The sequence below is a fragment of the Bacillus sp. DC4300-2b2 genome (assembly GCF_049895685.1).
GTDB classification, from domain to species: Bacteria; Bacillota; Bacilli; order Bacillales; family Bacillaceae; genus Bacillus; species Bacillus safensis.
Genome location: NZ_JAFCSW010000003.1, coordinates 474,657 through 501,171 on the forward strand (window position 1 = coordinate 474,657; position 26,515 = coordinate 501,171).

A 26,515-nucleotide genomic window follows, 5' to 3' on the forward strand; every position below is an offset into this window, starting at 1 on the left:
TTTGCGCTTACTGCCTTTTTGATTCTTTCTCAAGGAAAGTACCTCCTTTTTTACTTTAAACCACGATCGAAACAAAATGACCCGATGAAGACGATCGGGTCACTCAGTTCATTTTTGCTTTTCGTATGCGCCAATGATCTTCGCCACAAGCGGGTGTCTGACCACATCTGTCTGGTCTAATTCAATAAATGAGATGCCCTTGATCTCTGCAAGCATGTCCTTTGCAGCCGCAAGACCTGACTGCATGCCCTTTGGCAGATCAATCTGTGTAATATCTCCTGTAATGACCATTTTAGAGCCAAACCCAAGTCTCGTCAAAAACATTTTCATTTGGGCAGGTGTTGTATTCTGCGCTTCATCTAAAATAACAAATGCATCATCAAGCGTCCGGCCTCTCATATACGCAAGAGGCGCTATTTCAATCACGCCGCGCTCGATTAAACGTTCCGTATGATCACTGCCAAGCACATCATGCAAGGCATCATATAGTGGTCTTAAATAAGGATCTACCTTTTCCTTTAGATCACCTGGTAAAAAGCCAAGGCTCTCCCCTGCTTCAACAGCTGGTCTTGTCAGGATAATTCGTTTCACATGTCCATTTTTCAGTGAATGTACCGCATTGACGACTGCCAAATATGTCTTCCCTGTACCAGCAGGTCCAATTCCAAAGACCAGGTCATCTTTTTTCATCGCCGCAGCATATTCCCGCTGGCCGATTGTTTTCACCCTGATCGACTTTCCTTTGGCATTTTTCGTAATTTCATCTTCATACATATTTTCAAAATAATTCAGCTTGTCTTTTTGCGCCATTTTTATGGCATAGACGACATCTCGTTCAGAAATCTCAATTCCTTTACGAATAAGATGTAAAAGAGATGTGATCAAACGGCTTACTGTCTCTCTTGATGTTTCCTCTCCAGAAACATACACTTTTTCTCCACGCGTAATAATGGAGACGTTCAGCTCGTTTTCCATCAGTTTCAGATAAGAATCTTGATTGCCAAATAAAGCGATCGCTTCGTTTGGACTATCCAATTTTTGTTGAATCTCAAGTAAATGTTCTGTCATTCTCTAGTCTCCCTGAACAATAGGTGTTGGTTGAACAATATCTTCTATTACTTGGTAAAGGATGATTAACTTAACTTTACCATTCCCTGTTGTCTCGTGCAAAACTTTTTCACTTTTCACCTCTCCTGTTTGACCTAGCTTCTCTTCTAATTCTTTTTTACCCATTTTAATCCCTGCTTGAACCGCTTCTTTATTTGTGTATTCTCGATTTATTTTCTCACTTTCGCGTGTGATTTCCTTTTCATAAGAGAATGGGAGCTGCATGTTTAAGAAATGAAGCGGATGAACTTCTGTTTCTGTTTTTGGCTGCTTGAAATCATCCTTTTTAAAAGAAAAGCCCCAAAATGGCAGTGAGCCTCCAAATGCGGAGAGCTTGTGCTTTGTCTTCATTTTACCCGTAAAGACGTCAAAAGATGTTCGAAGAGGGACAGAAACTTCAGAACGATACCACGTTTCACCATAGATTTTTGCTTTGGCTCCTACCGTTTTCTGCTGATCTTCGCTGCCAATGACTCCAGAGACAAGCATCTGTCCTTTCTTTACATGTTCATCAACCGCGGCGAGTGGCTCGCCTTTTTCTACATACATTCTTGTGATGACAGCCTTTTTCTTGGCGACGATATGCTGAGGACTCGTGTATTTTTCTTTTTCGGGTTCATTTTTTTCCACAACTTTCATTTGAAAGGTTGTGCCGTTTAGTTCAACACCGACCCATGTGATGCTTTGAATATTGGTTGTCAGGGATTTTTGAATTTTTTCAGGTGTTCCCATTAGAAACTGAAAACGTCCTTTTTGCACCCCAATGTCGTCTAAATGCTTTCTCATTTGATGTTCAGTTTCTGGGTTGGCTCCTTTAATATCAATTTTCCATACCATGTTTGAAAGTGCCAATATCGTCAATAGAAAGCATACAATCCCAAGGGTAAATCCGATATTCTTCCTTGACCAAAGGAGTAGAAACGGAAAGCCCTTCTTTTGATGAAATGAACATGTCACGTCATGATGTCTGCGTACCTTTCTGAAGGCATGTACATCTGATAAGCGAATAAATAAGCGCACGCTGTCTTGACGGCGGTTCACTTGAAACATTGTGATCCCCTGCCTCGTGCACTCATTGATGAGCCGCTCAATGCCGTTTCCTTTGATCTCCACTTCCACTCTGCCAATAAAATAGCCGAACCATTTATTCTTCACGCTTCTCCCCTCCGTCAGTTAAGAATCAATATAACGGACCTCATCGATTTTCCCTTCCAATAAAATCTCTTCTGGCAAAATCGTTTTTATCACAAAATCTTTCCCTGAAATAATGCATTGTCCCTGTTTGAGCATCAGCCTTACCTCTTGATCACTGAAAAGTAAAAGCCCTTTATGGTTCTCTATGTAAATGTGGAGTCTGCCAACCATCGTAATACGGGGAAGATCCATCATCACGTCTGGAGGGATTTCAAGCGTTCTTGTCAGCCATGCTTTAAGTCGATTTTTTCTTTTTCCCATTCAATAAGAACCCCTTCCCACCTCATGTGTATGAGATCAAACTGAAAGATGGTGAGACTGATGAGAAAGCCTCTATATCATCCTATTCCTCAGCGGTTCATATCATGCTAATGAATCCCGTAAAACAGCCTTTTCAACATTTTCTTTAAGAAAAATCGTTATCAGGCAAAAAAAGCCCCCTTTTTTCATAAAGGGGGCTTTCTTCTTTATCTTTTATATGGCCGTTTCATCGTTCTGTGCGGCTTTTTCGCGCGCGGCTCTCCAAATACTTCTCCAAGGATCATTCCTTGAACCATTGTATCTTGGTTCAGCTTCTCAATCATTTTTGGCCTCATTTCAGCAGATGCAGCCTTTGGCCTTGTCAGCTCTCTTTCAAGCGATTGGAACTCTTTGTTCAGCTCGTTTTTTCTTTCTTCCATTTCGGCAAGTGTAGCCGTATAGCGATCTTGTAAGGACTGAGATGTTTTTTTCTTCATCCCGCCATGATCATGTACATCGCCGAAATCGTCCAGCTGATCCGTCACGACTGGATCTGGACGTGTTTGCTTTGTTTGCTTCTGGGGCACCTGCTTACGCTGAGGAGCGGGCTTCTTTTGCTGATTCTGCTCTTCGTTCTCCTCTTGTTTGCCGATTTTCCCAAAGACGGCAGAGATGATACCGATGATAATCGCAATTAGTAGCGGATTTTCAAATAGAATGTCCAATGGGCTCCCTCCTTAAAGCGTGAGAGGATGCTTATTTGTTTTCATTATCAGATGGACCTTTTGTCATTTTACCAAATGAATCTCTCATATCCGTATCAGCATCGATATTTTTAATGTTCATGTAGTCCATGACACCAATATTGCCTTCACGTAATGCTTCAGCCATTGCAAGTGGTACTTCAGCCTCTGCTTCTACAACTTTCGCGCGCATTTCTTCAACTTTCGCGCGCATCTCTTGCTCTTGTGCAACAGCCATTGCGCGGCGTTCTTCTGCTTTCGCCTGTGCAATATTTTTGTCTGCTTCTGCTTGGTCTGTTTGCAGAATCGCCCCGATGTTCTTACCGATATCAACATCTGCGATATCAATCGAGAGAATTTCAAATGCAGTACCTGAATCTAATCCTTTACCAAGAACCGTTTGAGAAATCATATCAGGATTCTCAAGAACCTTTTTATGATTATCTGATGAACCGATTGTAGAGACAATCCCTTCACCTACACGGGCAATAATTGTTTCTTCCCCTGCACCACCGACAAGTCGGTCGATGTTTGCACGAACTGTAATACGTGCTTTTGCTTTGACTTCAATCCCGTCCATCGCAACACCAGAGATAAATGGTGTTTCAATGACTTTAGGGTTTACACTCATTTGAACTGCTTCTAGTACATCACGTCCTGCTAGGTCGATGGCTGCACAGCGAGCAAAGTTCAATTCGATATTCGCGCGTTGAGCTGCAATTAATGCGTTCACAACACGGTCCACGTTACCACCTGCAAGATAGTGGCTCTCCAGCTGGTTAATCGTCACATCAAGACCTGCTTTATGTGCTTTGATGAGTGGGTTGACCACTCGGTTTGGAATGACTCGGCGCAGTCTCATTCCTACAAGTGTAAAAATGCTCACTTTTACGCCAGCCGCTAGGGCAGAAATCCACAGCATCACCGGTACAAAGGTGAAAAAGATCGATAGAACAATCAAACCTGCTGCGATAATCACAAATAATAGTAAAGTAGATGGATCCATTTTATTCCTCCTCTAAAATCAGTATATCTATACTTTCCTCACGACAATGCGTGAGCCTTCCGCTTTCACAATTTTTACTTGCTCATCCTTATCGATAAAGGCACCTTCTGACACAACATCAATGCGCTCATCTCCGAATACGATCGTACCAGATGGACGAAGTGCAGTTGCTGTCACTGCGATTTGTCCAACAAGATCTTCTCTTGTTTCATTTGAGACATAACCGCTTTCCTTATTGGTTGAATCGGTTAAAATGAACTTTTTAAAGAATTTCATACGTTTCCCCAACACCTTTGTCAATAAAATAACTGCTATGATTGAAACAGCAGTGGCAATCAAGATGGAAATCGCCATTTCTGTAAAGCTTCCAGCTGCTAAAAATAAGCTGACAACGACACAGATCAGTCCAATGACACCTACGATTCCCCCTGGCAAAAACAATTCCAGAATGATGAGTGCAATCCCTGCCAAAAACAGGAACAACGTCTCATATCCTGCAAAACCTGCCACGAGATGACCATAAAAGAATAAAAGAAGCGCTGTCACTCCCATGGTGCCAGGGACCCCAAAGCCAGGAGAATAGAGCTCAACAATTAACCCTAAACTTGCAATGGATAAAAGGATCGGAATGACAATTGGGTGCGTAAGAAAACGCGCAACCTTTTCAGCAAAGCTCACTTCATCGTATTGAACAGAAGCATCTGTTAATTTCAGCTTCTGAAGCAAGTCATCCATATTTTTTGCTTCACCTTCTGCATACCCGAATTGAAGCGCCCGATCTGTGTTAAAGGTGAGCAATTCCCCTTTTGGTGCACCAGCTTCTTTTGCGTCTATATCTACATCCGCCATGGCAAGAGCATACTTTGGATCACGCCCCTGCTTTTCGGCAGCATCACTCATTTCAGCAAGCCATAGAGATTCAGATTTTTGATCGGCAGCATTGCCTTCTCCATCAATGATCGCAGCAGCCCCCATCTTTCCATTCGGGGTCATATAAATCTGATCGGCATTTAGCGCGATGAAGGCCCCGGCTGAAAGCGCTCTATGATTGACAAACGCTGTCACTGGGATATCGGAAGCGCGAATGGTATCTGCGATCTCAAGCGCTGCATCGACTGCACCACCTGGTGTATTGATGTCGAGAATAATATGCTTCGCTCGTTCCGCCTTTGCCTGCTCAAACGATCGTTCAATGAATTTAGAAAGTCCTTTTTCTACTGTATCTTCAATTGGGATAACATGAACTTTCTGATCTACTGATTTCGCGGTCAATTGAACCCCTAATAACAAGCATATTATAAAACAACTGAAGAGAGCAATAGAAATTTTTATTTTTTTCATCTATTTGATGATCCCTCCTCTCTTTCTTCCATTTTACTGTTCCTTTACATACGTTACAAATGTATCATAGGTTTCATTTTTATATGACAGAATCATGAGGGCATAAAAAAAGTACCCTTCTAACAATAGAAGGATACTTTTTTATTGAGACAGCTGCTCGCTGACAAGTCTGTTAATGACAGCTCCATCAGCTTTACCTTTTACTTTTGGCATAATAGCGCTCATAACTTTACCCATGTCAGCCTTTGAGGAAGCACCTGTTTCAGCAATCGTTTCTTTCACGATCGTTTGCAGTTCTTCTTCAGAAAGCTGTTCCGGTAAATAAACGTCTAAGATGTCAATCTCTTTTTGAACTTTATCTACTAAATCTAAGCGATTAGCTTTCGAAAATTCATGGAGGGAGTCTTTACGTTGCTTAATCTCGCGGGAAAGGACGGTTAGTTCCTCATCGCCGGTCAAACTGTCTTTCTTAAGCTTAATTGCTTCATTTTGCAGCGAAGCCTTTACCATACGAATGACAACAAGCTTGTCTTTCTCACGGTTTTTCATCATAAGCTTCATATCAGAATTTAATTGCTCAAGAAGACTCATAAAATCCACCCTCTTTAGAATTTACGTTTTCTAGCAGCTTCAGACTTTTTCTTACGCTTTACGCTAGGCTTTTCATAAAATTCACGCTTTCTTGCTTCTTGCAATGTTCCAGTTTTGGATACACTGCGTTTAAAGCGACGAAGAGCATCTTCAAGCGATTCGTTTTTTCTAACGACCGTTTTTGACATTCTCTTTCCCTCCCTCCGAATACACCAATCGACTGCATTAAAAAAAGATATACATGCAAAACATGTACCTAGACATTATAATATAAGCCTTGTGTGAGGTCAACTAAGTGATTTGGAAATATATTTTCGTCATGAGCAGGTAGACAAGTCCATATATTCATTGGTAAGAGGAGGACTTTCTTATGATGGCGATCATTTATTTTTGTGCACTTATTTTCATTTTTTTATGGTCAATGGGTTTGCTGAGAAAAGGATTAATGGCGCTTGCGTCGTCTCGTATTGAGAAATCACTTCTTCTCTTTACAGATCACCCAGTCAAAGCATTCTTGGTCAGCATTGTGTTTACAGGGGTTCTACAAAGCAGTTCGGCGTTTATGGTCATCGTCATCGGCTTTGTCAGTACAGGCATTCTCTCTTTTAAAAAATCGATCCCAATGATTCTTGGAACCAATATTGGCTCCACGTTTACGACAGAATTTATTGCTATTAAAATGGATGTCTTCATGTGGGTTTTGATCATAGCCGGTCTTGTATGCATCCTTTTTGGTAGGACATCTTTTAGACATGCAGGAAAAAGTTTATTTGGGCTCGGGATGATCTTTTTTTGCATTCAAGGCTTCTCAAAAATTGCGGGGATGATGACAAGTCAGCCTGAGACATTGCGTTTTCTTGAAATGATGCAGCATTCAGACTGGACAGCGCTGCTTTCAGGTACCATTTTCACAGCGATTGTTCATTCGAGCTCTGTCTGTATCGGCATTTTAATGGGATTTATGAACGAAGGAACTGTGGCACTTCAGGAAGGCATCAGCTTTGTGTTAGGGTCCAATATTGGGACATGTATTACAGCTGTGATGGCTGCCATATCTGGCGGCTACGCGGCACGTCAGACGGCTTATGCACACGTCGTGTTTAATGTACTGGGGGTTCTTTTATGCCTTCCGTTTCTCGCTCTGATTACAGAGGTTGTCGCCCTTCTCGCAAGCTCACCCGCCCAGCAGATTGCGCATTTCAGCCTGCTGTTTAATGTGGCAAGCTCTCTCCTCTTCTTCCCGTTCATACGCCCTTTTCACGCATTGATCTTGTGTCTCATGCCGAGTCAGACAAAATAAAAGAAACCGGCTTGCCCTTTTGGCTGCCGGTTTTTTTATCTATTATGAGGTCATTCTCACTTTTTCTGGTTGCACATCATCGCTGATACGAACGAATTGTCCTTCGTTATAAGGATAACCCGCTTTCGTAATTTTCACTTTGACCAATCGGCCGATCATGTCCTCTGTCCCTTCGAATACAACCTTCATATAGTTATCGGTATAACCAACATAAAGATTGTGGTTTCCTTCTTGTTCTTTGAAGGATTCTTCCGGAATAATTTCTAGCACATCACCTTCATATGCTGATGCATACTCTTTCGCAAGCTGGTCAGAAAGAGCGATCAAACGGTGAACACGTTCGTTTTTCACATTTTCATCCACTTGATCTTCCATTCTTGCAGCCGGTGTACCTGTACGTTTGCTGTAAGGGAAGACGTGCAGCTCAGAGAATTGATGGTCTTTGACAAAATTGTATGTTTCCAAGAACTCTTCTTCTGTTTCCCCAGGGAATCCTACGATTACATCAGAGGTGACAGCAAGTCCTGGTAATGCTTTTTTCAGCTTTGTTAAACGCTCTGCAAAGAATTCCATCGTATATTTACGGCGCATTCTTTTTAGCACAGTATTTGAGCCAGATTGAAGCGGGATGTGTAAGTGTCTGACAATTTTATCTGACTGATCAAGCACTTCAATCACTTCATCTGTAATTTGACTAGCTTCAATAGATGAAATACGGATTCGTTTTAAGCCAATAACACGTTCATCTAATTCTCTCAGAAGCTTCGCAAAGTTATAATCCTTTAAGTCTTCTCCGTATCCGCCTGTGTGAATACCTGTAAGCACAATTTCTTTATAGCCTGCATCAACAAGCTGCTGCGCTTGATTGATGACTTCTTCTGGATCGCGAGAACGAAGAAGGCCGCGCGCCCAAGGAATAATGCAGAATGTACAGAAGTTGTTACAGCCTTCTTGGATTTTTAATGAAGCGCGCGTTCTGTCTGTAAAGGCAGGAACATCAAGTTCTTCAAACACACGTGCTTTCATGATATTGCCAACACCGTTGATCGGCTGTCTTTCTCTGCGGTATTCTTCTATATAACCTAGTAGTTTATGTCTGTCCTGTGTTCCAACCACAATATCAACACCAGGAATCGCCATGATTTCTGCTGGAGATGTTTGCGCATAGCAGCCGGTTACACAAATGACACCATCCGGGTTATGACGAATGGCTCTTCTAATGACTTGGCGGCTTTTCTTATCGCCTGTATTCGTGACCGTACATGTATTAATGACATATACGTCTGCTTTTGATTCATACTCTTTTCTTTCATAGCCAGCTTCTTTAAACAGCTGCCAGATCGCCTCTGTTTCATAGTGGTTGACCTTACAGCCAAGTGTATGGAACGCTACTGTTCCCATCATGATTCACCTCTTAATAACTCTGTTTGATAAGATATAGCGGAAAGCGCGTATAAAGGAGCGGTTTCCGTTCTTAAAATGCGTGGTCCGAGCCCACAAATGACTGCACCAAGCGTTTCAAGCTCTTCAATCTCATTTTCTGCCAAACCACCTTCAGGGCCAAAAACCACTAGCAAGGTTTGTCCGCCTTTCATCTGTTGAAGAACAGTTTGAAAGCGGCTTTGCTCTCCTTCTTTCGATGATTCTTCGTATGCAACGACACATTTATCGAATTCACCAGCTAATTGCGTCAGCTCTTTAAACGTTGATACTGAATAAACACGCGGAATGATATTCCGGTAGGACTGCTCTGCTGCTTCTTTCGCGATTTTCTCCCAGCGCTCTCGTTTTTTATGTGACTTTTTTTGGTCAAGTTTTGTAATAGAACGAGCCGCTTGAAATGGGATAAAAGCACTTGCGCCAAGCTCTGTGCCTTTTTGGATAATGAGCTCAAGCTTATCTCCTTTTGGAAGACCGCTTGCGATCGTCACCCTAATCGGAAGTTCTCTGTCCTGATTTGTCCAGCTTTCAAGGTGACAAATCACTTCTTCCTTTGTTATTGTATCAATTTTACTAAGCGCTTCAAAGCCGTCTGTCGTTAAACAAAGGATTTCCTGCCCTGCTTTCATCCGCATGACATTGGAAAGATGATGTACATCTTCACCTTTTATAACTATGGCTCCCTTTGCAGTCACTTCTTCTTTCGTGAGGTCGATAAAATATCGTTGCATACGTGTCCTGACACCTACTCGCTTTATTTTTTCGCTATAATGCTGACCCAATCTTCCATTGACAGCACTTCAACAATATCAAAACCTGCTTCTTCTAATGCTGTTTTGACTTGTAATTTCTTTTGTCCAATGATGCCTGATGTAATGAAATAGCCATCTTTCTTCAATAGGTCATAGGCTTTATCTGTAAAGCGCAAAATTACTTCTGCCAGAATGTTGGCGACAATCACATCACGCTCACCTGAAATCCCATCAAGCAAGTTGTTTTGTTTGATCGCCACTTTTTCACTTACACCATTTAGTTCGATGTTTTGCTTCGCACTTTCTACCGCAACGGTGTCGAGATCAAAGGCTTGAATGTCCTTTGCACCAAGCATCGCTGCTGCCACACTTAAAATCCCAGAGCCTGTTCCAACATCAATCACCGTATCGTTTTCCTTTACATAGCGCTCAAGCGCCTGAATACAAAGGACGGTTGTGGGATGCGTACCTGTTCCAAATGCCATTCCAGGGTCCATTTCAATAATCAGTTCATCAGAATGAACCGGCGTATATTCTTCCCACGTTGGAACGATGGTGAATTTTTCAGAAATTTTCACAGGATGATAGTATTTCTTCCATGCGGTGGCCCATTCTTCTTCATTCACTTCACAAATTGACAGTGTATTGCGTCCAAGGTCAATATCGTATAGAAGAAGATTGTTGATGGCTTCTTTGATCTCATCTACCGTTTCCATCAAAAAGCTGTTCATTGGAAGATAAGCTTTGACAATGACACCTTCATCCGGATAGTCATTCGGATCGAGCTGGTAGATCTCACCGTATACATTTTCACGTTCCTTGACTAAATCAAGCGGGTCCTCAATCACGACACCACTTGCACCTGCTTCATGCAAAATATTGGTGATCGGTTCCACCGCTTCATTTGTTGTATGGACGCTAATTTCTGACCACTTCAATACTACCAACTCCTTATCCGTCTTACTCGCCTTTAAATGCGCGTTTTACCTTATCGAAAAAGCTCATTTCTTGTTCGTCCGGTTTATTTCCGCTCACTTCAGCAAATTTTCTAATGATATCTTTTTGATTGTCTGTTAAATTTGTCGGTGTGACGACACGTACAACGATATGCTGATCGCCTTGGCCGTAGCCGCGTACATTTTTCACACCTTTTCCTTTAAGTCTAAACTTCGTGCCAGTTTGAGTGCCAGCAGGAACTTTTAATTTTACTTTTCCGTGTAATGTCGGCACTTCAATTTCGTCACCTAATGCAGCTTGGGCAAAGGTGAGCGGCATCTCGCAGTATATGTCATCTCCATCACGCTCGAAGAATTCATGCGCACGCACATGGAATACAACGAATAGATCGCCTGGAGGTCCTCCATTTACACCTGGTTCACCTTGACCAGATACTCTGAGCTGCTGACCATCATCAACACCTGCAGGGATCGTCACGTTAATTTTCTTACGCTTGCGCACTTTGCCAGATCCGCCGCATGTTGAACATTTATGGTCAATTTGTTTCCCTGTTCCGCTACAGTAGTTACATACTCTGCGGTTGACCACTTTACCAAACGGAGTGGATTGCTCAACATTTAATTGACCAGATCCTCCGCAATGTGAACAAGTTTTCGCCTGCGTACCAGGCTTTGCTCCTGATCCATGACATGTTTCACAAGATTCTTCACGAGGGATTTCAATCGTTGCTTCTTTTCCAAATGCCGCTTCTTCGAATGAAAGCGTCATTGTATATTGCAGGTCCGCTCCTTGGCGTGGTGCATTTGGATCTCTTCTTCTCGCTCCGCCGCCAAAAATACTAGAGAAGATGTCATCAAAGCCGCCGAAGCCGCCAAAATCTCCTCCTCCACCAAAACCGCCGCCGCCAAAGCCTTGGTTTGGATCGGTATGACCGAACTGGTCATAATGCGAACGTTTTTGATCATCAGAAAGGGTTTCATAGGCTTCTTTTACTTCTTTGAATTTCTCATCTGAGCCAGCTTCTTTATTAATATCAGGGTGATACTTTTTTGAAAGCTTGCGGTATGCCTTTTTGATTTCGTCCTTTGAGGCGCTCTTACTTACGCCAAGCACTTCATAGTAATCACGCTTACTCATCTCTTCACACTCCCGATTTTCTCACATAAATACGATTGTATCATTTTGATTTAACTTTTTTCAATTCCTTTCATCGTTGAAAAGAAAAAAAGTCAAAGCCAAGAGATCCTGACTTTGACTTTCTGACGAGTACGTTTCAGCAGCCTTTTTCAAAAGTAAAGGTGATTATTTTTTCTCTTGATCGTCGTTTACTTCTTCGTATTCTGCATCCACTACATTGTCATCTGCTTTTTGAGCACCTTCAGCGCCTTCTTGCTGAGCTTGTGCTTGTTTTGCAGCTTCTTCATAGAGCTTTGTCGTTAATTCTTGAACGATTGTTTGCAGCTCATCTTTTTTCGCTTTGATGTCTTCAAACTCGCCTTTTTCGATCGCAGCTTTTAGTGCATCTTTCGCGTCGTTTGCTTTTTTCACTTGCTCTTCATCGATTTTGCCTTCTAGATCTTTTAATGTTTTTTCAGTTGTAAACACTAATTGATCTGCTTCGTTGCGCACTTCGATTTCTTCTTTTTTCTTCGCATCTGCTTCAGCATTTTCTTCTGCTTCTTTGACCATTTTTTCGATCTCATCATCAGAAAGACCTGAAGAAGATTTGATTGTGATGTTTTGCTCTTTGCCTGTACCCATATCTTTCGCACGTACGTTGACAATACCGTTTTTATCGATATCAAAAGATACTTCAATTTGCGGTACGCCGCGTGGTGCTGGCGGGATATCAGTCAATTGGAAGCGGCCTAATGTTTTGTTATCTGCAGCCATTGGGCGCTCACCTTGCAAGACATGGATATCTACAGCTGTTTGGTTGTCAGCAGCCGTTGAGAATACTTGAGATTTACTTGTTGGAATTGTTGTATTACGTTCAATCAGCTTCGTGAACACGCCGCCCATTGTTTCAATTCCTAAAGAAAGTGGTGTTACGTCAAGAAGAACAACGTCTTTGACGTCTCCTGTGATGACTCCACCTTGGATCGCTGCACCAAGTGCAACTACTTCATCAGGGTTTACACCTTTATGAGGCTCTTTGCCTGTTTCTTTTTTGATTGCTTCTTGGACTGCAGGAATACGAGTTGATCCACCTACAAGGATGACTTTATCAATCTCGCTAGCAGATAAACCAGCATCTTTCAATGACTGACGTACAGGTGTCATTGTACGCTCTACAAGATCTGCAGAAAGCTCTTCGAATTTAGCACGCGTTAACGTTAATTCAAGGTGAAGAGGTCCTGCTTCTCCAGCTGTGATAAATGGCAGTGAAATTTGTGTAGAAGATACACCTGAAAGATCTTTTTTCGCTTTTTCAGCAGCATCTTTTAAACGCTGAAGCGCCATTTTATCTTTAGAAAGATCAATGCCATTTTCTTTTTTGAATTCAGCCACTAGGTGATCAATGATGACTTGGTCAAAATCGTCTCCACCTAGACGGTTGTCCCCAGCAGTTGAGCGCACTTCAAAGACGCCGTCTCCAAGCTCAAGGATCGATACGTCAAATGTACCGCCGCCAAGGTCGTATACAAGAATCGTTTGATCTTCTTCTGTTTTATCTAAACCATATGCAAGTGCAGCTGCTGTTGGTTCGTTGATGATACGTTCTACTTCAAGACCAGCAATTTTACCAGCATCTTTCGTTGCTTGACGTTCTGCATCGTTGAAGTAAGCAGGAACTGTGATAACAGCTTTTGTTACTTCTTCGCCAAGATAGCCTTCAGCGTAAGATTTAAGGTGTTGAAGAATGATTGCAGAGATTTCCTGCGGTGTATAGTTCTTGCCTTCAACTTCTACTTTATAATCTGTACCCATATGTCTTTTAACAGACATGATCGTGTTCGGGTTTGTAATTGATTGACGTTTTGCTACTTCACCCACTTGGCGCTCTCCATTTTTAAAAGCGACAACAGATGGTGTTGTACGTGCTCCTTCAGCGTTAGCAATGACTTTTGGCTCGCCGCCTTCAAGTACTGCAACACATGAGTTTGTTGTTCCTAAGTCAATCCCAATGATTTTACTCATATTCGATGACCTCCCATTATGTAGTTATTGATTTACTTTTACCATTGATGGACGAATAACTCGGTCTTTGAGTTTATAGCCCTTTTGCAATTCTTCTACAACGATATTTGAATCGTAGTTTTCATCTTCAACTTGCATGACAGCTTGATGAAGGTTTGGATCGAACTCTTTGCCGACAGCTTCAATTGGTTCAACGCCTTCATTTTTCAACGCTTCTACCAGCTGGCGGTAAACCATTTGCATTCCTTCTAACAAACTTTTCGTCTGCTCATTGTCTGGATCAATTCCAAGCGCTCTTTCAAAGTTATCAAGAGCTGGGAGAAGATCACTAACAACATGTTGAGAACGATATTTTTGCACGGTCTCCACTTCAGTTTGAGCACGGCGTTTATAGTTTTCAAAATCTGCTTGAACACGCAGAATTTTGTTTTCTTTTTCATCTAGAAGCTGCTGCAATTCATCGATTTTTTCTTGGAAGGCAGACTGTTCATCATGTGTTACTTCCTCAGTATCTGCTTGAACTGCTTCTTCTTGTGCTTCAACCTCTGCTTCTTGCTCAGGTGTCTGTTTTTCTTCTGACATTGTGTTCACCTCCCTCAAAAGATTCAAAAATACGAAGGGGCTGTGCCCCTATCTTTTATCACCCTACTCATCATACAAATTGGAAAGTGCGTTTGACAAGTCTTTTGATACATGATGCAAGAGACTAACAACCCTGCCATAATCCATACGGGTTGGACCGATGACAGCAATGGAGCCGAGTGATTTTTGATCAATCGAATAAGTGGCTGTGATTAAGCTGCAATTCTCCATCGCTTCCAAATTGTTTTCTGAACCGATTTTAATGGTGATTCCTTGCTGATTTGGATGAAACAGCTGCATGACATCATTCTTTTGCTCAATAAGCATCATGAGTGAACGAATGCGGTCAATGTCATGAAACTCTGGCTGATTCAACATATTAATCTTCCCGCCAAAGAAAAGTTTTGATTCATTTTGAGTCGATGTAAATGTATTGCCGAGTGCATCTAAAATATGATCATAATCTTTTAAATGCGTGCGAAGAAGCATCACAACTTCTTTATACATTCTGTCCTTCAGCTGATCCATCGGGACTCCGGCTAGGCGGCTGTTTAAAATATTCATCAGCTTCTCAATATCGGAGACATCGAGATGCTCAGAGAAGGTAATGGTTTTGTTTTCAACATGTCCGCTGTCTGTAATCATGATTGCCACTGCTTTGTTTGGCTGAACAGGGACAAGCTGAATTTGCTTTAATCGATTTTCACTTAGCTTTGGTCCAAGCACAATCGATGTATAGTTTGTGAGATCTGATAAAATTTCCGCCGATTTTTGAACTGTCTTTTCCAGCTCAAAAATTTTCTCCTGAAAGGCCGACTGGATGAGCACAAGCTCTTTAGACGACAGTTTTCGCGGAGAGAGCAAATGATCTACATAATAACGATATCCTTTTTCGGAAGGAATTCTTCCTGATGAAGAATGGGTCTTTTCAATAAAACCAAGTTCCTCCAAATCAGCCATTTCGTTTCTAATCGTCGCAGAGCTGAACGTAATGTCTTCTTTTTTAGAAAGAGTCCTTGATCCAACTGGCTGCGCCGAACGAATAAAGTCATTAATGATGACTTGCAGAATCAAAAGCTGACGATTTGTTAACATCATCATCACCCCTGTTAGCACTCTCTTTCAACGAGTGCTAATTGTATAAACAAAATTACCAAACTCAAATTAAAATGTCAATTATAACTCACCGAGAAACGCTTGAAATACTTCATTCCCTAACAATTTTCCTTTTCTTGTTAAACGGATCCCTATGTCATCTTTTACAATGAGGCCTTTTTCTTCTAATTCTTCAAGAACAGTGGGAAAAAGTGCTTCTGGTGCAGTACCATATTTTGTTTGGAAATCAGCGCTTTTCACTCCTTCGATCTTTCGAAGACCTAAAAACATTTCTTCTTCTATTTGCTCTGCTTTTGTGACCTGATGTGTTTCCTTATACGGGAACCCTGTTTGGTCGATCAGCTCCAAATAATGTTTCACCGGCCCTGCGTTCACATTTCGGACGCCATCTACATACCCGTGTGCGCCTGCACCAAAACCGAAGTAATCTTCATTGCTCCAATAGGTCAGGTTATGCTGGCTTTCAAAGCCAGGTTTGGCGTAATTGCTAATTTCGTACTGCTTTAATCCATGGCGCTCCATTTCATCCATCACAAGCTCATACATTTCAGCCTCACGTTCTTGCGGCGGTAAATGAAGTTTTCCTTTTTGCATTAAGTTGTAAAAAACGGTTTTCGGCTCGACGATGAGTGAGTAAACCGAATAATGCTCTGCCCCCAGCGAGAAAGCTGTCTCAAGTGAATTCTTCACATGATGCTTTTCTTGATGTGGCAAGCCAAACATGAGATCGAGGCTAATATTGTCAAATCCAACCGCTCTAGCTCGCTCAAAGGACGTAAGGACATCCTTTTTTTGATGAACTCGTCCGATTTTTTTGAGCAAATCGTCTTCAAAGGTTTGAACGCCAAAACTCAGCCGATTCACGCCAGCTGCTTTTAGCACATGCAGCTTCTCGAGTGATAATTCATCTGGGTTCGCTTCCACTGCAAATTCAATCAGGTTTTTTGTCGGCTTTAATACACGGTGAATGCTGTTCATGAGCTTGTCTAGCTGGCTGACAGTCAGTGATGTCGGGGTTCCCCCGCCAATAAAAATCGTCTTGAGTTCCTGCTCGCCCTTTTTTTCGATCGTATGCTGCATCTCTTTTTCAAGAGCCGCTAAGTATTCATCGACTGGCTGCGTTTTAATGAAAAATTTATTGAAATCACAATAGTGGCAAATGTGCTCACAAAATGGAATGTGAATGTATGCTGCTTTCATTTGATGACACCTTCTTTACAGGTAAAGAGCCGCAGTTTATCGCTGCGGCGCCTTTGTTTGTTATCGACTATAAACGTCAAGGCAGACATTGTAAAGCAAGCAGCCTTGAGGATGTTATTTTTTCGGTGTGCTGTCGTCCATCTTCAGCACGGCCATAAATGCTTCTTGCGGGACTTCAACAGAGCCCACTTGCTTCATGCGCTTTTTCCCTTCTTTTTGCTTCTCAAGAAGCTTTCTTTTCCGGGAAATGTCTCCACCATAACATTTGGCAAGTACGTTTTTACGCATTGCTTTAATGGTGGAACGAGCAACAATTTTTTGACCGATTGCTGCTTGAACTGGCACTTCAAAATGCTGGCGTGGAATTAGTTCTTTTAGCTTTTCTACGATGATCTTGCCTCGTTCATATGCATAATCGCGGTGTACGATAAAGGAAAGGGCATCGATTTTTTCGCCATTCAGCATGATATCCATCTTCACGAGTGTCGATGGACGATAGCCAATCAGCTCATAATCAAAGGACGCGTAGCCTTTTGTGTTGGACTTTAGCTGATCAAAGAATTCGTATACGATCTCTGCCAAAGGAATTTCGTACACAATGCTCACGCGGTTCGCATCAAGATACTGCATATCGATGAAATTCCCGCGCTTTCCTTGGCAAAGCTCCATCACAGAGCCTACATAATCGTTTGGCACCATCATTGTTGCTTTTACATATGGTTCTTCAATTCGCTCAATCTTTTGCGGATCAGGCAGATTGGACGGGTTATCTACGACGATTTTTTCTCCGTCTGTCATATATACATCATAAATAACACTTGGCGCTGTCGTAATCAGATCAATTTTAAATTCACGTTCAATCCGTTCTTGGATGATTTCCATATGAAGCATTCCAAGGAAGCCGCAGCGGAAACCGAAGCCAAGTGCTTGGGATGTCTCTGCCTCATATTGAAGTGAAGAATCATTTAATTCAAGCTTTTCTAACGCTTCACGTAAGTCATTGTATTTCGCTGTATCAATCGGATAAAGTCCGCAGTATACCATTGGGTTTAGCTTTCTGTATCCTGGCAGTGCTTCTTTCGCAGGGTTTTCCGCACTTGTGATCGTATCCCCTACACGTGTATCACCGACATTTTTAATTGCAGCTGTTAAGTAGCCAACATCTCCAACGGTGAGTTCATCTGTTGGCATGGCTTTTGGTGTGAATACGCCGACTTCAAGGACTTCAAATTCTTTCCCCGTCGCCATCATTTTAATTTTCTGACCAGGTCTGACGGTTCCTTCAACAATTCGTATGTACGCAATAACGCCGCGATACGCATCGTAAAGAGAATCAAAAATAAGGGCTTGAAGTGGTGCTTCTGGATCTCCAGCAGGTGCCGGCACCTTTTCAACGATTTGTTCTAAAATATCCTCGATTCCAATACCCGCCTTAGCAGAGGTGAGAACAGCTTCAGATGCATCCAACCCGATGACATCTTCAATTTCTTCTCTTACACGCTCAGGCTCTGCACTCGGCAGATCGATTTTATTGATAATCGGAAGAATTTCTAAGTTGTTATCAAGAGCTAAATAAACGTTCGCAAGTGTCTGTGCTTCAATTCCTTGTGCTGCATCTACTACGAGAATCGCACCCTCACAGGCAGCTAGGCTTCGAGATACCTCATAGGTGAAGTCGACATGCCCTGGTGTATCAATCAGGTGCATAATATATTCTTCTCCATCCTTCGCCTTATACTTCAGCTGGACAGAGTTTAATTTAATCGTTATGCCGCGTTCACGCTCTAAATCCATGGAATCAAGTAATTGTTCTTTCATTTCCCGTTGAGTAATCGCCGCTGTTTTTTCTAAAATACGGTCCGCCAATGTGGATTTCCCATGGTCAATATGGGCGATAATGGAGAAATTTCGAATTCTTGATTGCCGCTCTAATCGTTTTTCTTTATCTGTCACAATCTATCACTCCTACTATAAAACGCGGGTTGCGCTAGGTTAGATTATATCAATAGGGCTGTAAAGATTCAATCGAAATCAAGAAAAGCCGCTTATCGGTCAGCGGCTTTGATTAAAAGGGTGATATCTCATGAAATTCATTTATTTCCCATTCACCCAATCATAAAGAGAACGGGCTGCATGTGTCATACCATCAGACAGGGCTTTTCCTGCCTTGGAGAAGGCATTAAATCCTTCTATTTCCTCCAGCTGCTTTTGTTTTTCGGCAAGATCCTTTTCTGTAACAGCCGTTCCTAAGATAGAAGCTTCCTTTTCTTCATCGTCGTTCATTTGAATGGAGAAAGCTCCTTTTAATTGCGGATCATGGTAGCCCTTCATTTGCAGCATGCCATTATTCGCTTGCTGCATTCCTAAAAAGACACCAAACAGCAAGACCAATCCTAAAATAATGGTTTTTCCAATAAATGAGCCCATACCCGTCACCACCTTAAGAGCGTTTTTTCTCATCCGTTGCTTTGCCGTCCACCTTTTCCGCGTCCCAGAAAATGTCGCTGAATACATCAGCTGCCGCATTGGATGCATTTCTTAATTCTTCCATATTATTATCCACTCCGCCAAATTCTAAAAGAAGGGCTTTGTCGGATAAATCTTGATTATAGATTCCATTATCGCCAATTTCTCCTTTGGCAAACACACCGACACTAAGACCTTTATATTTTTTCTCCATCAAATGGTGGAACTCTGTCGCAAGCTTTAAGTTTTTCTCATAGCTTTGATTCTTCTTCCCTACAACAAACGCAATTCTCGCATATTTCTTCCCTTTGATTTCGACAGTCGTATCTTTCTTTCTTCTTGAGTCCCGGTGAATATCAATTAAATAATCGAGGTCATCATTTTTGGCCAAGGCTTCTTTCACGACCAATCTTGATTCATTATAAGACTGCGGATACTTTAATCCTTTTTTCAACAGTCTTTTTTCTATTTCCGTTTTGTCGACTGTATTGCCGATACCTTGCTGATCAAGTGCCTTTCCAAACATGTCGCCGACAAGCGTGACATTCACTTTTGAGTGCCGTGCATTATTTGGATTCGTTTCTCCTTTTAAGAATGGTAAATATGATTCCGTGTTATGTGTGTGATAAATGTACACAGCTTTTCGTTTTCCTGTTGACCGGTCAGGTTCTTTGGCAGGCTTTTTCGGTGTATCATCATCGAGCTTGTCCAGCTCAGCCAAATTTGCTTCTTTTTCATCTTGGATCACTTCACTCGGAGGCGGCGATTCCATTGGCATGTTGGTATAGTCTGTTCCTTCACCCGCTAAGATGATTTTTGTATCAAAATGTTCAAAACCTGGGAGTTCTCTTCCTAGGAAACTGCGCGGGTCTTCTAAATTAATACTGGTTGCAAGCTTCAGTGACAGCCCAGAGAAATGAAATCCTCTTTGAGCTTCTGGAACTGCTGAGGCGAAATATTGGTTTTCCATGCCCATTAATGTGGCAAAAAATGCGCCAGAGAGCTCATCTGCTACACCATATAACGAGGCTTGCGGTCTCAGCTCAGGTTTTAAAGATGTTAAAGCCCCTGACATTACAAACACCACAACAAGAGAGGCAATAAATAAGAAAATGCTTTTGACTACTTTCGTTCCATTAATCGCAACGACCAACTGTCGAGGACGGCGGGGTCTTTTTTTCATCATTTACTCCCTCCAGCACGCTTTCTAGTAATTACACTATGAGCGAGCTAGAGAAAGTAGAACCGATTAATGATTATATGAACCCATGTTATCTTGAGTGATTTTTTGATGAAGCGCTGTGTTTAATCCGTTGGCAAGTACGTTTGCCATATCATCAATGAATGTATCGACTTCTTTAGGCGTGACCATTAAATTTTGCCCGAGCGGCGCAAGCACTTCATGGATCAGCTGCCTTTTCTCTTCTTCAGGAAGGGTTCCTACGATGCCTAAGAATGATTGACGTGTTTCCTCATCTGGCAAGTCTTCTTCGTTGAGCACTTTTTTCTTCCCGAATGTCAAACCAGCCGGCACAAGAGAGCGGGATGGTCTATCATCTTTTAGTTCTCTACCAAAATGCTTTAAGACATAATCAATTGTGTCACTAGCAATCGTTACTGCATCCACAACTGTCGGAACGCCAATCGCAATTACTGGAATGCCCAATGTTTCTTTGCTTAATTCTTTTCGCTTATTCCCTACACCAGAACCGGGATGGATACCTGTATCAGAAATTTGAATGGTTGTATTCACTCGTTCCACCGCACGAGCAGCAAGGGCGTCAACCGCAATGACAAAATCAGGCTTAGACCGCTCAATCACACCTTGGATAATGTCACTTGTTTCAATACCGGTCAGTCCCATCACACCTGGCGACAAAGAGGAAACTGGGCGATAGCCTTCCTGAACATTTTCCGGCTGTAATTCAAAGAGATGACGGGTCACAAGCAGGTTTTCGACTGTGAGAGGACCTAGTGCATCTGGCGTGACATTCCAGTTTCCCAGTCCTACTACAAGGCAGCTCGCATCTGCCTGAATGCCTCTGTCTTTTAAAAAATGAGCAAAATGACGGGCAAAGACTTGGACGACTTTTTCTTGCATCTCAGAGTCTTTCTCCCGAATGCCTTGCGCTTCAAACGTCAAGTATGTCCCTGCCTTTTTGCCGGTCAGCTCCTCCCCTTCTTTCGTGATTTCTACAGTACGGATGCGGATGCCTTGCTCATCCTTTTCTTTTTCGACGATCCCTTGGATCCCGTCCTTTTTGACGACATTCGGATCGTTCTCTTGTTCTAGTATCTCTTTTGTTTCAACAGCCAGGTCTGTCCGGATTTGATAAACGCTTAAATCAAGTTTCTGTTTCTCCATAAAAAGACTCCTTCCACCAAGTAATTAACAGTAGTCTTTCCATCTCTTTAAAGAAACATTCGAGCACGTCATCAATGAAAAATACTTTACATTTATATTGCATTCTAAAGGTGTGTTTGATAGAATACAATTTGTTCTATTGTGAAGATTTAACCTTAAGACAATTGTGTTTAGGTTGTATCTTAGGAGGTGAAACACATGCCAAATATTAAATCAGCGATCAAACGTACAAAAACGAATAACGAACGCCGTGCACATAACGTAACAATCAAGTCTGCGATGCGTACTGCGATTAAACAAGTTGAAGTTTCTGTAGCTAACAACGATGCTGAGCAAGCAAAAGCTGCTCTTGCTTCTGCTGCAAAACGCATTGACAAAGCCGTTAAAACTGGTCTTGTACACAAAAACGCAGCTGCGCGTTACAAATCAAGACTTGCTAAACAAGTAAACGGACTTTCTGCATAATGCTTGCAACGCCTCAGTGATGAGGCACCTGTTTAACTGTACGTCCGTCCTGACCGGCCGAGCCTAAGGACAGACTGGCAATTATACATCTAAACAAAAACGACCCTCTTTTTAGAAGGTCGTTTTTTTATGTTCAAGCGCCTAACAATCGAAGCAGGAACAATTCTAACAGCAGCTGCTTGTCCTTTTTACCCGTTTTCATTTCATAATCAATCGTTGAAAGCTCTTTGACGATCTGCTTGAGCTCTTCTTCTGAAAACAGTCTTGCCTGATCCATAGCAAGTTTGACCCGGAATGGATGGACTTTTAGATTTGAAGCGATTTGTTTTTGTCCATATCCTTGCTGAGCGAAGTACTTCGTCTGCAAAATCAATCGAAATTGAGTTGAAATGAGTGCTAATATTTTAATGGGTTCCTCATTTTGCTTCAGCAGGTCATAAAACATCTGCATGGCCTCAGAGCGGCGTCTGTTTACAATTTGATTAATCAGCTCGAAAATATTTTGCTCTAAGCTTCTTGCAACGAGCTGATTGACATCCGCTAACTCAATTTCCTCCCGCTCTCCAATATATGTACTTAGCTTCCGAACTTCTTGGAATAGAGAAGATAGACTTCCGCCGCATAGCATCACAAGCTGCTCAGCCGCTTCAGATGTAATCATCTTTCCTTCTGTCTTCACCAGTGTGATGGTGAAATCAGTTGTTTCTTTTGGGTTTAATTCTTTCGCCTCAACAACAGCAGCTTTCTTTTTTAGCAATTTGGTGATTTTTTTACGCTCATCCAGCTTTTCATATGGTGCTAATAACACGAGAATGGTATAGGGCGCTGGCTTTTCTAAATAAGCTTCTAATACAGAAAGCTCATGCTCGATCTTTTCCTTTTTCTTCTCAGCTGTAAGAAAATAAGGATTCTTGATCACGACGAGACGTCGTTCTCCCATAAACGGAAATGTTTCTGCATCCGTCACAGCCTGTTCAAGCGGCACCTCTTCCATATCGAAGATGGAGTAATTAAAATCTTTCGTTTCCTCGTCTACTACAGCTTGTCTCAATTTAGCGGCGGTTTCTTGCAGTAAATATGTTTCTTTCCCATATAAGCAATAAACGGGATGGATATCCCCTCGTTTTAAATTGTTCCATACATCAAAGACCATCAATTGAATCCCTCTCTTTCACTTCCTCCTCTATCCTAAAGTGTGTGAAGACATTAGTAAAGAGGAAGCTGAAAGTGCCGCCTCCTCATTTATAGTAAACGTCCGGCGCAGGCTCCCGGGTCAGCCTGCTGTCAGACGATATTCATAAAATGATCATGAAAATGGAAAACGGTTACTTTACCTTCTAGCAATTCCAAATGAGTTCAAGTATACTAAAATTAGCCAGGAGGGATGAAAATGAATGAATTTGAAAAAAATGTTCAAAGCAAGCGGAATGATGTGACCGACTCAGCCGTTGGTTTTATCGTCACATTCGGATTTTTCGCCTCAATGTTTATTTTGGCAACTATTATACACCTCGTTGGATCTTAACTTCATGAAGGTTACATGACTGCCGTTTTGGCAGTTTTTTTTATTGAGTTTGTAAGATATCATATGGAGGGTGAGTGTAAAACGTTCCTTCCTCATCGAGAAATTCATACGTCACGCTCCCGTCGGTATCTGTACGATACACCTTCATTTGCTGGTCCTTTAATTTTTTCAAGACTTCCTGATGTGGATGCTGATAACGATTGCGTTCACCTGCTGAAATGAGTGCATGTGAGGCCTTGAGATGCTGAAGCCATGCTTCGCTTGTTGACCCTTTACTCCCGTGATGTCCAACCTTTAAGATATCTGCCCGCAGATGAGGAAAGGCTTCTATAATGTCTCGCTCTCCTTCTTGTTCAAGGTCTCCAGTGAGCATAAACCACTTCCCGCCTAGAGTAAATGTCAAAACAAGTGAATCATTATTCTTAGTTGTCACACGATCACGAGACGGATGAAGAACGTCAAATATTTGCTCTCCAATCTGAAGCTGATCTCCTCTCTCTAATTCATCAATCATAATCCCTTGATCAGCTGCTTCTTTTAACAGCTCCGCTTCCTCTGGACTCCGTGCAAAGCCTTTTGGTATAGCCAGCCGCTTTACTTTATTTCGCTTGATTAAACGAACCGCTTCTCCCATATGGTCTTGATCCGCATGCGTCAGAATAAGGACATCAAGTTTCGCTATACCTTTAGAATGTAAAAACGGGATCAGCGTTTGATCACCGATCGTAGACACTTTTCGTCTTTTTTTCCACGGTTCTTCTTCAAAAGAAAGCCTGCCTCCCGTGTCCACAAGCAGGTGCCCCTTTCGATAGGGCAGCTGAATAAACAAACTATCCCCCTGTCCTACATCCAGCATCGTCACTTCCCCTTTTTCGAAAAAATTTGGGGTGAAATAGTGTGTACTTAAGACACCAATGAGAAAAAGGAGCGGCACAGCATAGGACTTCACAGAAGTTTTGCACTCCATCACAACTAACAGAACAATTAAGGCACTCACCTCAAGAACAATATGCCACCAAGTTGACTTCATAAAAATCAAATTGAATCCATCAAAATCAGCCATATAGGCTGACAATTGATGACTAAGCTGGATCACCGAATCAAGAAGTTGAAACAATGTTTGTCCAAGCGGAAGATAAATGATCATCAAAAGAAAAAAGAGTAAGGATAGCGGCATGACGATCGTTGTATAAAAAGGAACAAATATCATGTTCAAAGGAACGCTCAGTAAAGAGAATTGATGAAAATGATATAAAAGAACAGGGAGCGAAGCTAGCTGTGCAATAAAGGAAATCAGGAATAATTGCATGACCGAACTTTTTGCTTTTGATAAAATCCTAGTCGATAACAAAATAAAAAACGTCACCACGAAGGAAAGCTGAAATCCAATATCAAATAAATAAAGAGGATGAATTGCTAATAAGAGTAAAAACGTTGCACTTAATACCACAGCAGAAGGCTGTTTCAATTCTTTTGGCAGACTAGTCATCACTAAATAGATTCCTGCCATGAGACAAGCTCTTAAAACAGATGGTGCAGCACCTGTCAAACAAGCATAAACAGGAAGAAAGCATAATAGAAGAATACGCGCTGTCTCTCTTGTCACACCCACACGAAGGAGGCACCAAAATAAACACACAAGAAGCGTTTGCACATGCAATCCTGAGATCGCTAGTAAATGAATAATACCGAGCATTTGATAATCTCTTAATGTGTCAGGTTCTATCAACTCACGATCGCCAAAAATAAGTGCCTGTACAATGCCAACAGAGTGTTTTGGCACATGGTCCTCTAAAAATTTCAAACCCTTTTGCCTCATCGCTTGAAGATAGTAGGAAGAACCGCCTTTTTTTGTACAGTTTTTGATCGACTGTGGCAGGAAAATAGCTGCAATGCCTTTTGTTTTTAAAAATTGATCGTATTGAAATCCGTTAGGAATGGTTGCGTGTTTTGCTGGGCGAACATCACCAGTCATGTGACAGCTCATACCAGGTTCTACCTCTTTTAATGCCTCCTTTTCACGCTCTGTTTGAATTGTATAAAAAGTGGCTAGTCGTTCATGGTCTGTCGATACAGTCGCTGAAAAACGATTGCCATCTGTTTTCGGAATGCTTTCAATCACAACGGAACCAGATAGGAATTTTTCTTGTATGAGTTGATCCGTTTCAAGAGACTCATGAACCATAAAAATGAGTATATAGACAGCACCGCATAGGCTGACCATTAAAAAGAGCTGAGGCATTTTTTTCAGCAGGCTGAGAAGTAATAAGATGAGAAGTAAAAGAAGGAAATACATATGAAGATGATATGCAGCCAGAGCAATTCCAACAGCTGCTGAAATTGCTCCAAACGGCAAATATTTAAACATAGGAAGTAAATAATTGATTCGCCTTCTCATGCATATCGCGAATCTCTGTTTCGCTAAGTCCTGATTCACTCAGCTTCCCAATTAAATCTGCAACAAAGGCCAATTTTTCTTGATTTTTTAAGTCGATGATCATTTCATCTAATTCAACTTGCTCTGTTTGAACACCCGCCTGCTCGAATAAATCAACGGCATATGGATGATTTTTATAATCCTTTGCATAGTACACTGTCCGTATGCCCGCTTGAATGATGGCTTTACAGCACTGTAAACATGGAAAATGTGTGACATATATTTCAGCATCAGCTGTAGGTGCACCAAATTTGGCACATTGTAAAATAGCATTCATTTCCGCATGGATCGTGCGAACACAGTGATGATCAATGACATAGCATCCTACATCCGCACAATGAACATCACCGGCAATGGAGCCATTATACCCCCCTGCAATGATGCGCTTGTCCCTTACGATGGTCGCCCCAACAGCTAACCGCTCACAGGTGCTTCGTAAAGCAAGCAAATGGCTTTGTGCCATAAAATATTGATTCCATGAAATTCTTTCCACGAGCTGATCCCTCCAGAATGATGGTTGATATTAAGTGTACATGCCTTTCTTCTA

At 41.9% G+C, this 26,515-nt stretch carries 26 protein-coding genes; 3 read left to right on the forward strand and 23 right to left on the reverse strand.

Going from position 1 to position 26,515, the window contains the following annotated elements; all coding sequences use genetic code 11:
• Positions 1-108 precede the first annotated feature (108 nt).
• From ACP69X_RS12435 to rpsU, 8 genes are all read right to left on the reverse strand, one after another.
• Positions 109-1,068 (reverse strand): PhoH family protein, encoded by a 960-nt coding sequence (locus ACP69X_RS12435; protein ID WP_041086247.1) that lies wholly within the window; start codon positions 1,066-1,068, stop codon positions 109-111.
• Between the two features lie 3 nt (positions 1,069-1,071).
• Complete coding sequence (gene yqfD, locus ACP69X_RS12440) at positions 1,072-2,262, reverse strand: sporulation protein YqfD (protein WP_075611657.1); 1,191 nt, start codon at positions 2,260-2,262, stop codon at positions 1,072-1,074.
• A gap of 18 nt (positions 2,263-2,280) precedes the next feature.
• On the reverse strand, positions 2,281-2,562 hold the full coding sequence (gene yqfC, locus ACP69X_RS12445) for a sporulation protein YqfC (protein ID WP_012010618.1): 282 nt from the start codon (positions 2,560-2,562) through the stop codon (positions 2,281-2,283).
• Between the two features lie 206 nt (positions 2,563-2,768).
• Complete coding sequence (locus ACP69X_RS12450; RefSeq protein WP_041086251.1) at positions 2,769-3,266, reverse strand: hypothetical protein; 498 nt, start codon at positions 3,264-3,266, stop codon at positions 2,769-2,771.
• Positions 3,267-3,297: 31 nt separating this feature from the next.
• Positions 3,298-4,290, reverse strand: a complete 993-nt coding sequence (gene floA / locus ACP69X_RS12455) for a flotillin-like protein FloA (protein WP_024423026.1) — start codon at positions 4,288-4,290, stop codon at positions 3,298-3,300.
• Positions 4,291-4,317: 27 nt separating this feature from the next.
• A complete protein-coding gene (locus tag ACP69X_RS12460) occupies positions 4,318-5,631 on the reverse strand; it encodes an NfeD family protein (protein ID WP_041086253.1) in 1,314 nt (437 codons plus the stop codon).
• Positions 5,632-5,772: 141 nt separating this feature from the next.
• On the reverse strand, positions 5,773-6,222 hold the full coding sequence (locus ACP69X_RS12465) for a GatB/YqeY domain-containing protein (RefSeq protein ID WP_041086254.1): 450 nt from the start codon (positions 6,220-6,222) through the stop codon (positions 5,773-5,775).
• A 14-nt stretch (positions 6,223-6,236) separates the two neighbouring features.
• Complete coding sequence (rpsU, locus tag ACP69X_RS12470; RefSeq protein ID WP_003152957.1) at positions 6,237-6,410, reverse strand: 30S ribosomal protein S21; 174 nt, start codon at positions 6,408-6,410, stop codon at positions 6,237-6,239.
• A gap of 182 nt (positions 6,411-6,592) precedes the next feature.
• On the opposite strand from rpsU, the gene ACP69X_RS12475 reads away from it, so the two are divergent.
• The gene (locus ACP69X_RS12475) at positions 6,593-7,522 is read left to right on the forward strand and encodes a Na/Pi symporter (protein ID WP_075611658.1); all 930 of its coding nucleotides are present in this window, start codon (positions 6,593-6,595) and stop codon (positions 7,520-7,522) included.
• A 42-nt stretch (positions 7,523-7,564) separates the two neighbouring features.
• Here the strand turns inward: ACP69X_RS12475 and mtaB are convergent, their stop codons facing one another.
• From mtaB to gpr, 12 genes are all read right to left on the reverse strand, one after another.
• Complete coding sequence (mtaB, locus tag ACP69X_RS12480) at positions 7,565-8,923, reverse strand: tRNA (N(6)-L-threonylcarbamoyladenosine(37)-C(2))-methylthiotransferase MtaB (RefSeq protein WP_041086256.1); 1,359 nt, start codon at positions 8,921-8,923, stop codon at positions 7,565-7,567.
• Entirely contained in the window at positions 8,923-9,693 is a 771-nt protein-coding gene (locus tag ACP69X_RS12485; RefSeq protein ID WP_426052713.1) for a 16S rRNA (uracil(1498)-N(3))-methyltransferase, read from the reverse strand. The genes mtaB and ACP69X_RS12485 overlap by 1 nt, the downstream gene beginning before the upstream one ends.
• Before the next feature lie 23 nt (positions 9,694-9,716).
• Positions 9,717-10,652 carry a 50S ribosomal protein L11 methyltransferase gene (gene prmA / locus ACP69X_RS12490; RefSeq protein WP_073979124.1) on the reverse strand — a complete coding sequence of 312 codons (936 nt, stop codon included), beginning with the start codon at positions 10,650-10,652 and terminating at the stop codon, positions 9,717-9,719.
• A gap of 22 nt (positions 10,653-10,674) precedes the next feature.
• Positions 10,675-11,808, reverse strand: a complete 1,134-nt coding sequence (gene dnaJ, locus ACP69X_RS12495) for a molecular chaperone DnaJ (protein ID WP_024427952.1) — start codon at positions 11,806-11,808, stop codon at positions 10,675-10,677.
• A 165-nt stretch (positions 11,809-11,973) separates the two neighbouring features.
• Positions 11,974-13,812 (reverse strand): molecular chaperone DnaK, encoded by a 1,839-nt coding sequence (dnaK, locus tag ACP69X_RS12500; protein ID WP_041086261.1) that lies wholly within the window; start codon positions 13,810-13,812, stop codon positions 11,974-11,976.
• Positions 13,813-13,836: 24 nt separating this feature from the next.
• Complete coding sequence (grpE, locus tag ACP69X_RS12505; protein WP_426052714.1) at positions 13,837-14,394, reverse strand: nucleotide exchange factor GrpE; 558 nt, start codon at positions 14,392-14,394, stop codon at positions 13,837-13,839.
• Positions 14,395-14,457: 63 nt separating this feature from the next.
• Positions 14,458-15,489: a heat-inducible transcriptional repressor HrcA gene (gene hrcA, locus ACP69X_RS12510; protein ID WP_003217350.1), complete on the reverse strand. Its 1,032-nt coding sequence runs from the start codon at positions 15,487-15,489 to the stop codon at positions 14,458-14,460.
• An 81-nt stretch (positions 15,490-15,570) separates the two neighbouring features.
• Complete coding sequence (gene hemW, locus ACP69X_RS12515) at positions 15,571-16,710, reverse strand: radical SAM family heme chaperone HemW (RefSeq protein WP_041086265.1); 1,140 nt, start codon at positions 16,708-16,710, stop codon at positions 15,571-15,573.
• A 114-nt stretch (positions 16,711-16,824) separates the two neighbouring features.
• The gene (lepA, locus tag ACP69X_RS12520) at positions 16,825-18,663 is read right to left on the reverse strand and encodes a translation elongation factor 4 (protein WP_024423038.1); all 1,839 of its coding nucleotides are present in this window, start codon (positions 18,661-18,663) and stop codon (positions 16,825-16,827) included.
• Positions 18,664-18,804: 141 nt separating this feature from the next.
• The gene (locus ACP69X_RS12525) at positions 18,805-19,137 is read right to left on the reverse strand and encodes a YqxA family protein (RefSeq protein ID WP_024427951.1); all 333 of its coding nucleotides are present in this window, start codon (positions 19,135-19,137) and stop codon (positions 18,805-18,807) included.
• A 13-nt stretch (positions 19,138-19,150) separates the two neighbouring features.
• On the reverse strand, positions 19,151-20,359 hold the full coding sequence (locus ACP69X_RS12530) for a stage II sporulation protein P (RefSeq protein ID WP_041086852.1): 1,209 nt from the start codon (positions 20,357-20,359) through the stop codon (positions 19,151-19,153).
• Positions 20,360-20,425: 66 nt separating this feature from the next.
• Positions 20,426-21,541, reverse strand: coding sequence for a GPR endopeptidase (gpr, locus tag ACP69X_RS12535; protein WP_041086268.1), 1,116 nt, complete (start codon positions 21,539-21,541; stop codon positions 20,426-20,428).
• Between the two features lie 198 nt (positions 21,542-21,739).
• Here gpr and rpsT point away from each other — a divergent pair, with 198 nt between their 5' ends.
• Complete coding sequence (gene rpsT, locus ACP69X_RS12540) at positions 21,740-22,006, forward strand: 30S ribosomal protein S20 (RefSeq protein ID WP_024423042.1); 267 nt, start codon at positions 21,740-21,742, stop codon at positions 22,004-22,006.
• A gap of 133 nt (positions 22,007-22,139) precedes the next feature.
• On the opposite strand, the gene holA is transcribed toward rpsT, so the two are convergent.
• On the reverse strand, positions 22,140-23,159 hold the full coding sequence (gene holA / locus ACP69X_RS12545; RefSeq protein ID WP_047201921.1) for a DNA polymerase III subunit delta: 1,020 nt from the start codon (positions 23,157-23,159) through the stop codon (positions 22,140-22,142).
• 237 nt (positions 23,160-23,396) lie between these two features.
• On the opposite strand from holA, the gene ACP69X_RS12550 reads away from it, so the two are divergent.
• A complete protein-coding gene (locus ACP69X_RS12550; protein ID WP_012010638.1) occupies positions 23,397-23,531 on the forward strand; it encodes a YqzM family protein in 135 nt (44 codons plus the stop codon).
• 40 nt (positions 23,532-23,571) lie between these two features.
• On the opposite strand, the gene ACP69X_RS12555 is transcribed toward ACP69X_RS12550, so the two are convergent.
• Together ACP69X_RS12555 and ACP69X_RS12560 are read right to left on the reverse strand one after the other, a co-directional pair.
• Complete coding sequence (locus ACP69X_RS12555) at positions 23,572-25,899, reverse strand: DNA internalization-related competence protein ComEC/Rec2 (protein ID WP_426052759.1); 2,328 nt, start codon at positions 25,897-25,899, stop codon at positions 23,572-23,574.
• Positions 25,892-26,461: a ComE operon protein 2 gene (locus ACP69X_RS12560; RefSeq protein ID WP_039180075.1), complete on the reverse strand. Its 570-nt coding sequence runs from the start codon at positions 26,459-26,461 to the stop codon at positions 25,892-25,894. Before ACP69X_RS12560 ends, ACP69X_RS12555 begins: the two co-directional genes overlap by 8 nt.
• Positions 26,462-26,515 lie beyond the last annotated feature (54 nt).

Bases quoted from the DNA above. Each gene is read 5' to 3' on its own strand.
- ACP69X_RS12435 (WP_041086247.1), bottom strand. From the start codon at position 1,068: ATGACAGAACATTTACTTGAGATTCAACAAAAATTGGATAGTCCAAAC.
- yqfC (WP_012010618.1), bottom strand. From the start codon at position 2,562: ATGGGAAAAAGAAAAAATCGACTTAAAGCATGGCTGACAAGAACGCTT.
- floA (WP_024423026.1), bottom strand. From the start codon at position 4,290: ATGGATCCATCTACTTTACTATTATTTGTGATTATCGCAGCAGGTTTG.
- ACP69X_RS12460 (WP_041086253.1), bottom strand. From the start codon at position 5,631: ATGAAAAAAATAAAAATTTCTATTGCTCTCTTCAGTTGTTTTATAATA.
- ACP69X_RS12465 (WP_041086254.1), bottom strand. From the start codon at position 6,222: ATGAGTCTTCTTGAGCAATTAAATTCTGATATGAAGCTTATGATGAAA.
- rpsU (WP_003152957.1), bottom strand. From the start codon at position 6,410: ATGTCAAAAACGGTCGTTAGAAAAAACGAATCGCTTGAAGATGCTCTT.
- ACP69X_RS12475 (WP_075611658.1), top strand. From the start codon at position 6,593: ATGATGGCGATCATTTATTTTTGTGCACTTATTTTCATTTTTTTATGG.
- mtaB (WP_041086256.1), bottom strand. From the start codon at position 8,923: ATGGGAACAGTAGCGTTCCATACACTTGGCTGTAAGGTCAACCACTAT.
- ACP69X_RS12485 (WP_426052713.1), bottom strand. From the start codon at position 9,693: ATGCAACGATATTTTATCGACCTCACGAAAGAAGAAGTGACTGCAAAG.
- dnaJ (WP_024427952.1), bottom strand. From the start codon at position 11,808: ATGAGTAAGCGTGATTACTATGAAGTGCTTGGCGTAAGTAAGAGCGCC.
- dnaK (WP_041086261.1), bottom strand. From the start codon at position 13,812: ATGAGTAAAATCATTGGGATTGACTTAGGAACAACAAACTCATGTGTT.
- grpE (WP_426052714.1), bottom strand. From the start codon at position 14,394: ATGTCAGAAGAAAAACAGACACCTGAGCAAGAAGCAGAGGTTGAAGCA.
- hrcA (WP_003217350.1), bottom strand. From the start codon at position 15,489: ATGTTAACAAATCGTCAGCTTTTGATTCTGCAAGTCATCATTAATGAC.
- hemW (WP_041086265.1), bottom strand. From the start codon at position 16,710: ATGAAAGCAGCATACATTCACATTCCATTTTGTGAGCACATTTGCCAC.
- ACP69X_RS12525 (WP_024427951.1), bottom strand. From the start codon at position 19,137: ATGGGCTCATTTATTGGAAAAACCATTATTTTAGGATTGGTCTTGCTG.
- ACP69X_RS12530 (WP_041086852.1), bottom strand. From the start codon at position 20,359: ATGAAAAAAAGACCCCGCCGTCCTCGACAGTTGGTCGTTGCGATTAAT.
- gpr (WP_041086268.1), bottom strand. From the start codon at position 21,541: ATGGAGAAACAGAAACTTGATTTAAGCGTTTATCAAATCCGGACAGAC.
- rpsT (WP_024423042.1), top strand. From the start codon at position 21,740: ATGCCAAATATTAAATCAGCGATCAAACGTACAAAAACGAATAACGAA.
- holA (WP_047201921.1), bottom strand. From the start codon at position 23,159: ATGGTCTTTGATGTATGGAACAATTTAAAACGAGGGGATATCCATCCC.
- ACP69X_RS12550 (WP_012010638.1), top strand. From the start codon at position 23,397: ATGAATGAATTTGAAAAAAATGTTCAAAGCAAGCGGAATGATGTGACC.
- ACP69X_RS12555 (WP_426052759.1), bottom strand. From the start codon at position 25,899: ATGTTTAAATATTTGCCGTTTGGAGCAATTTCAGCAGCTGTTGGAATT.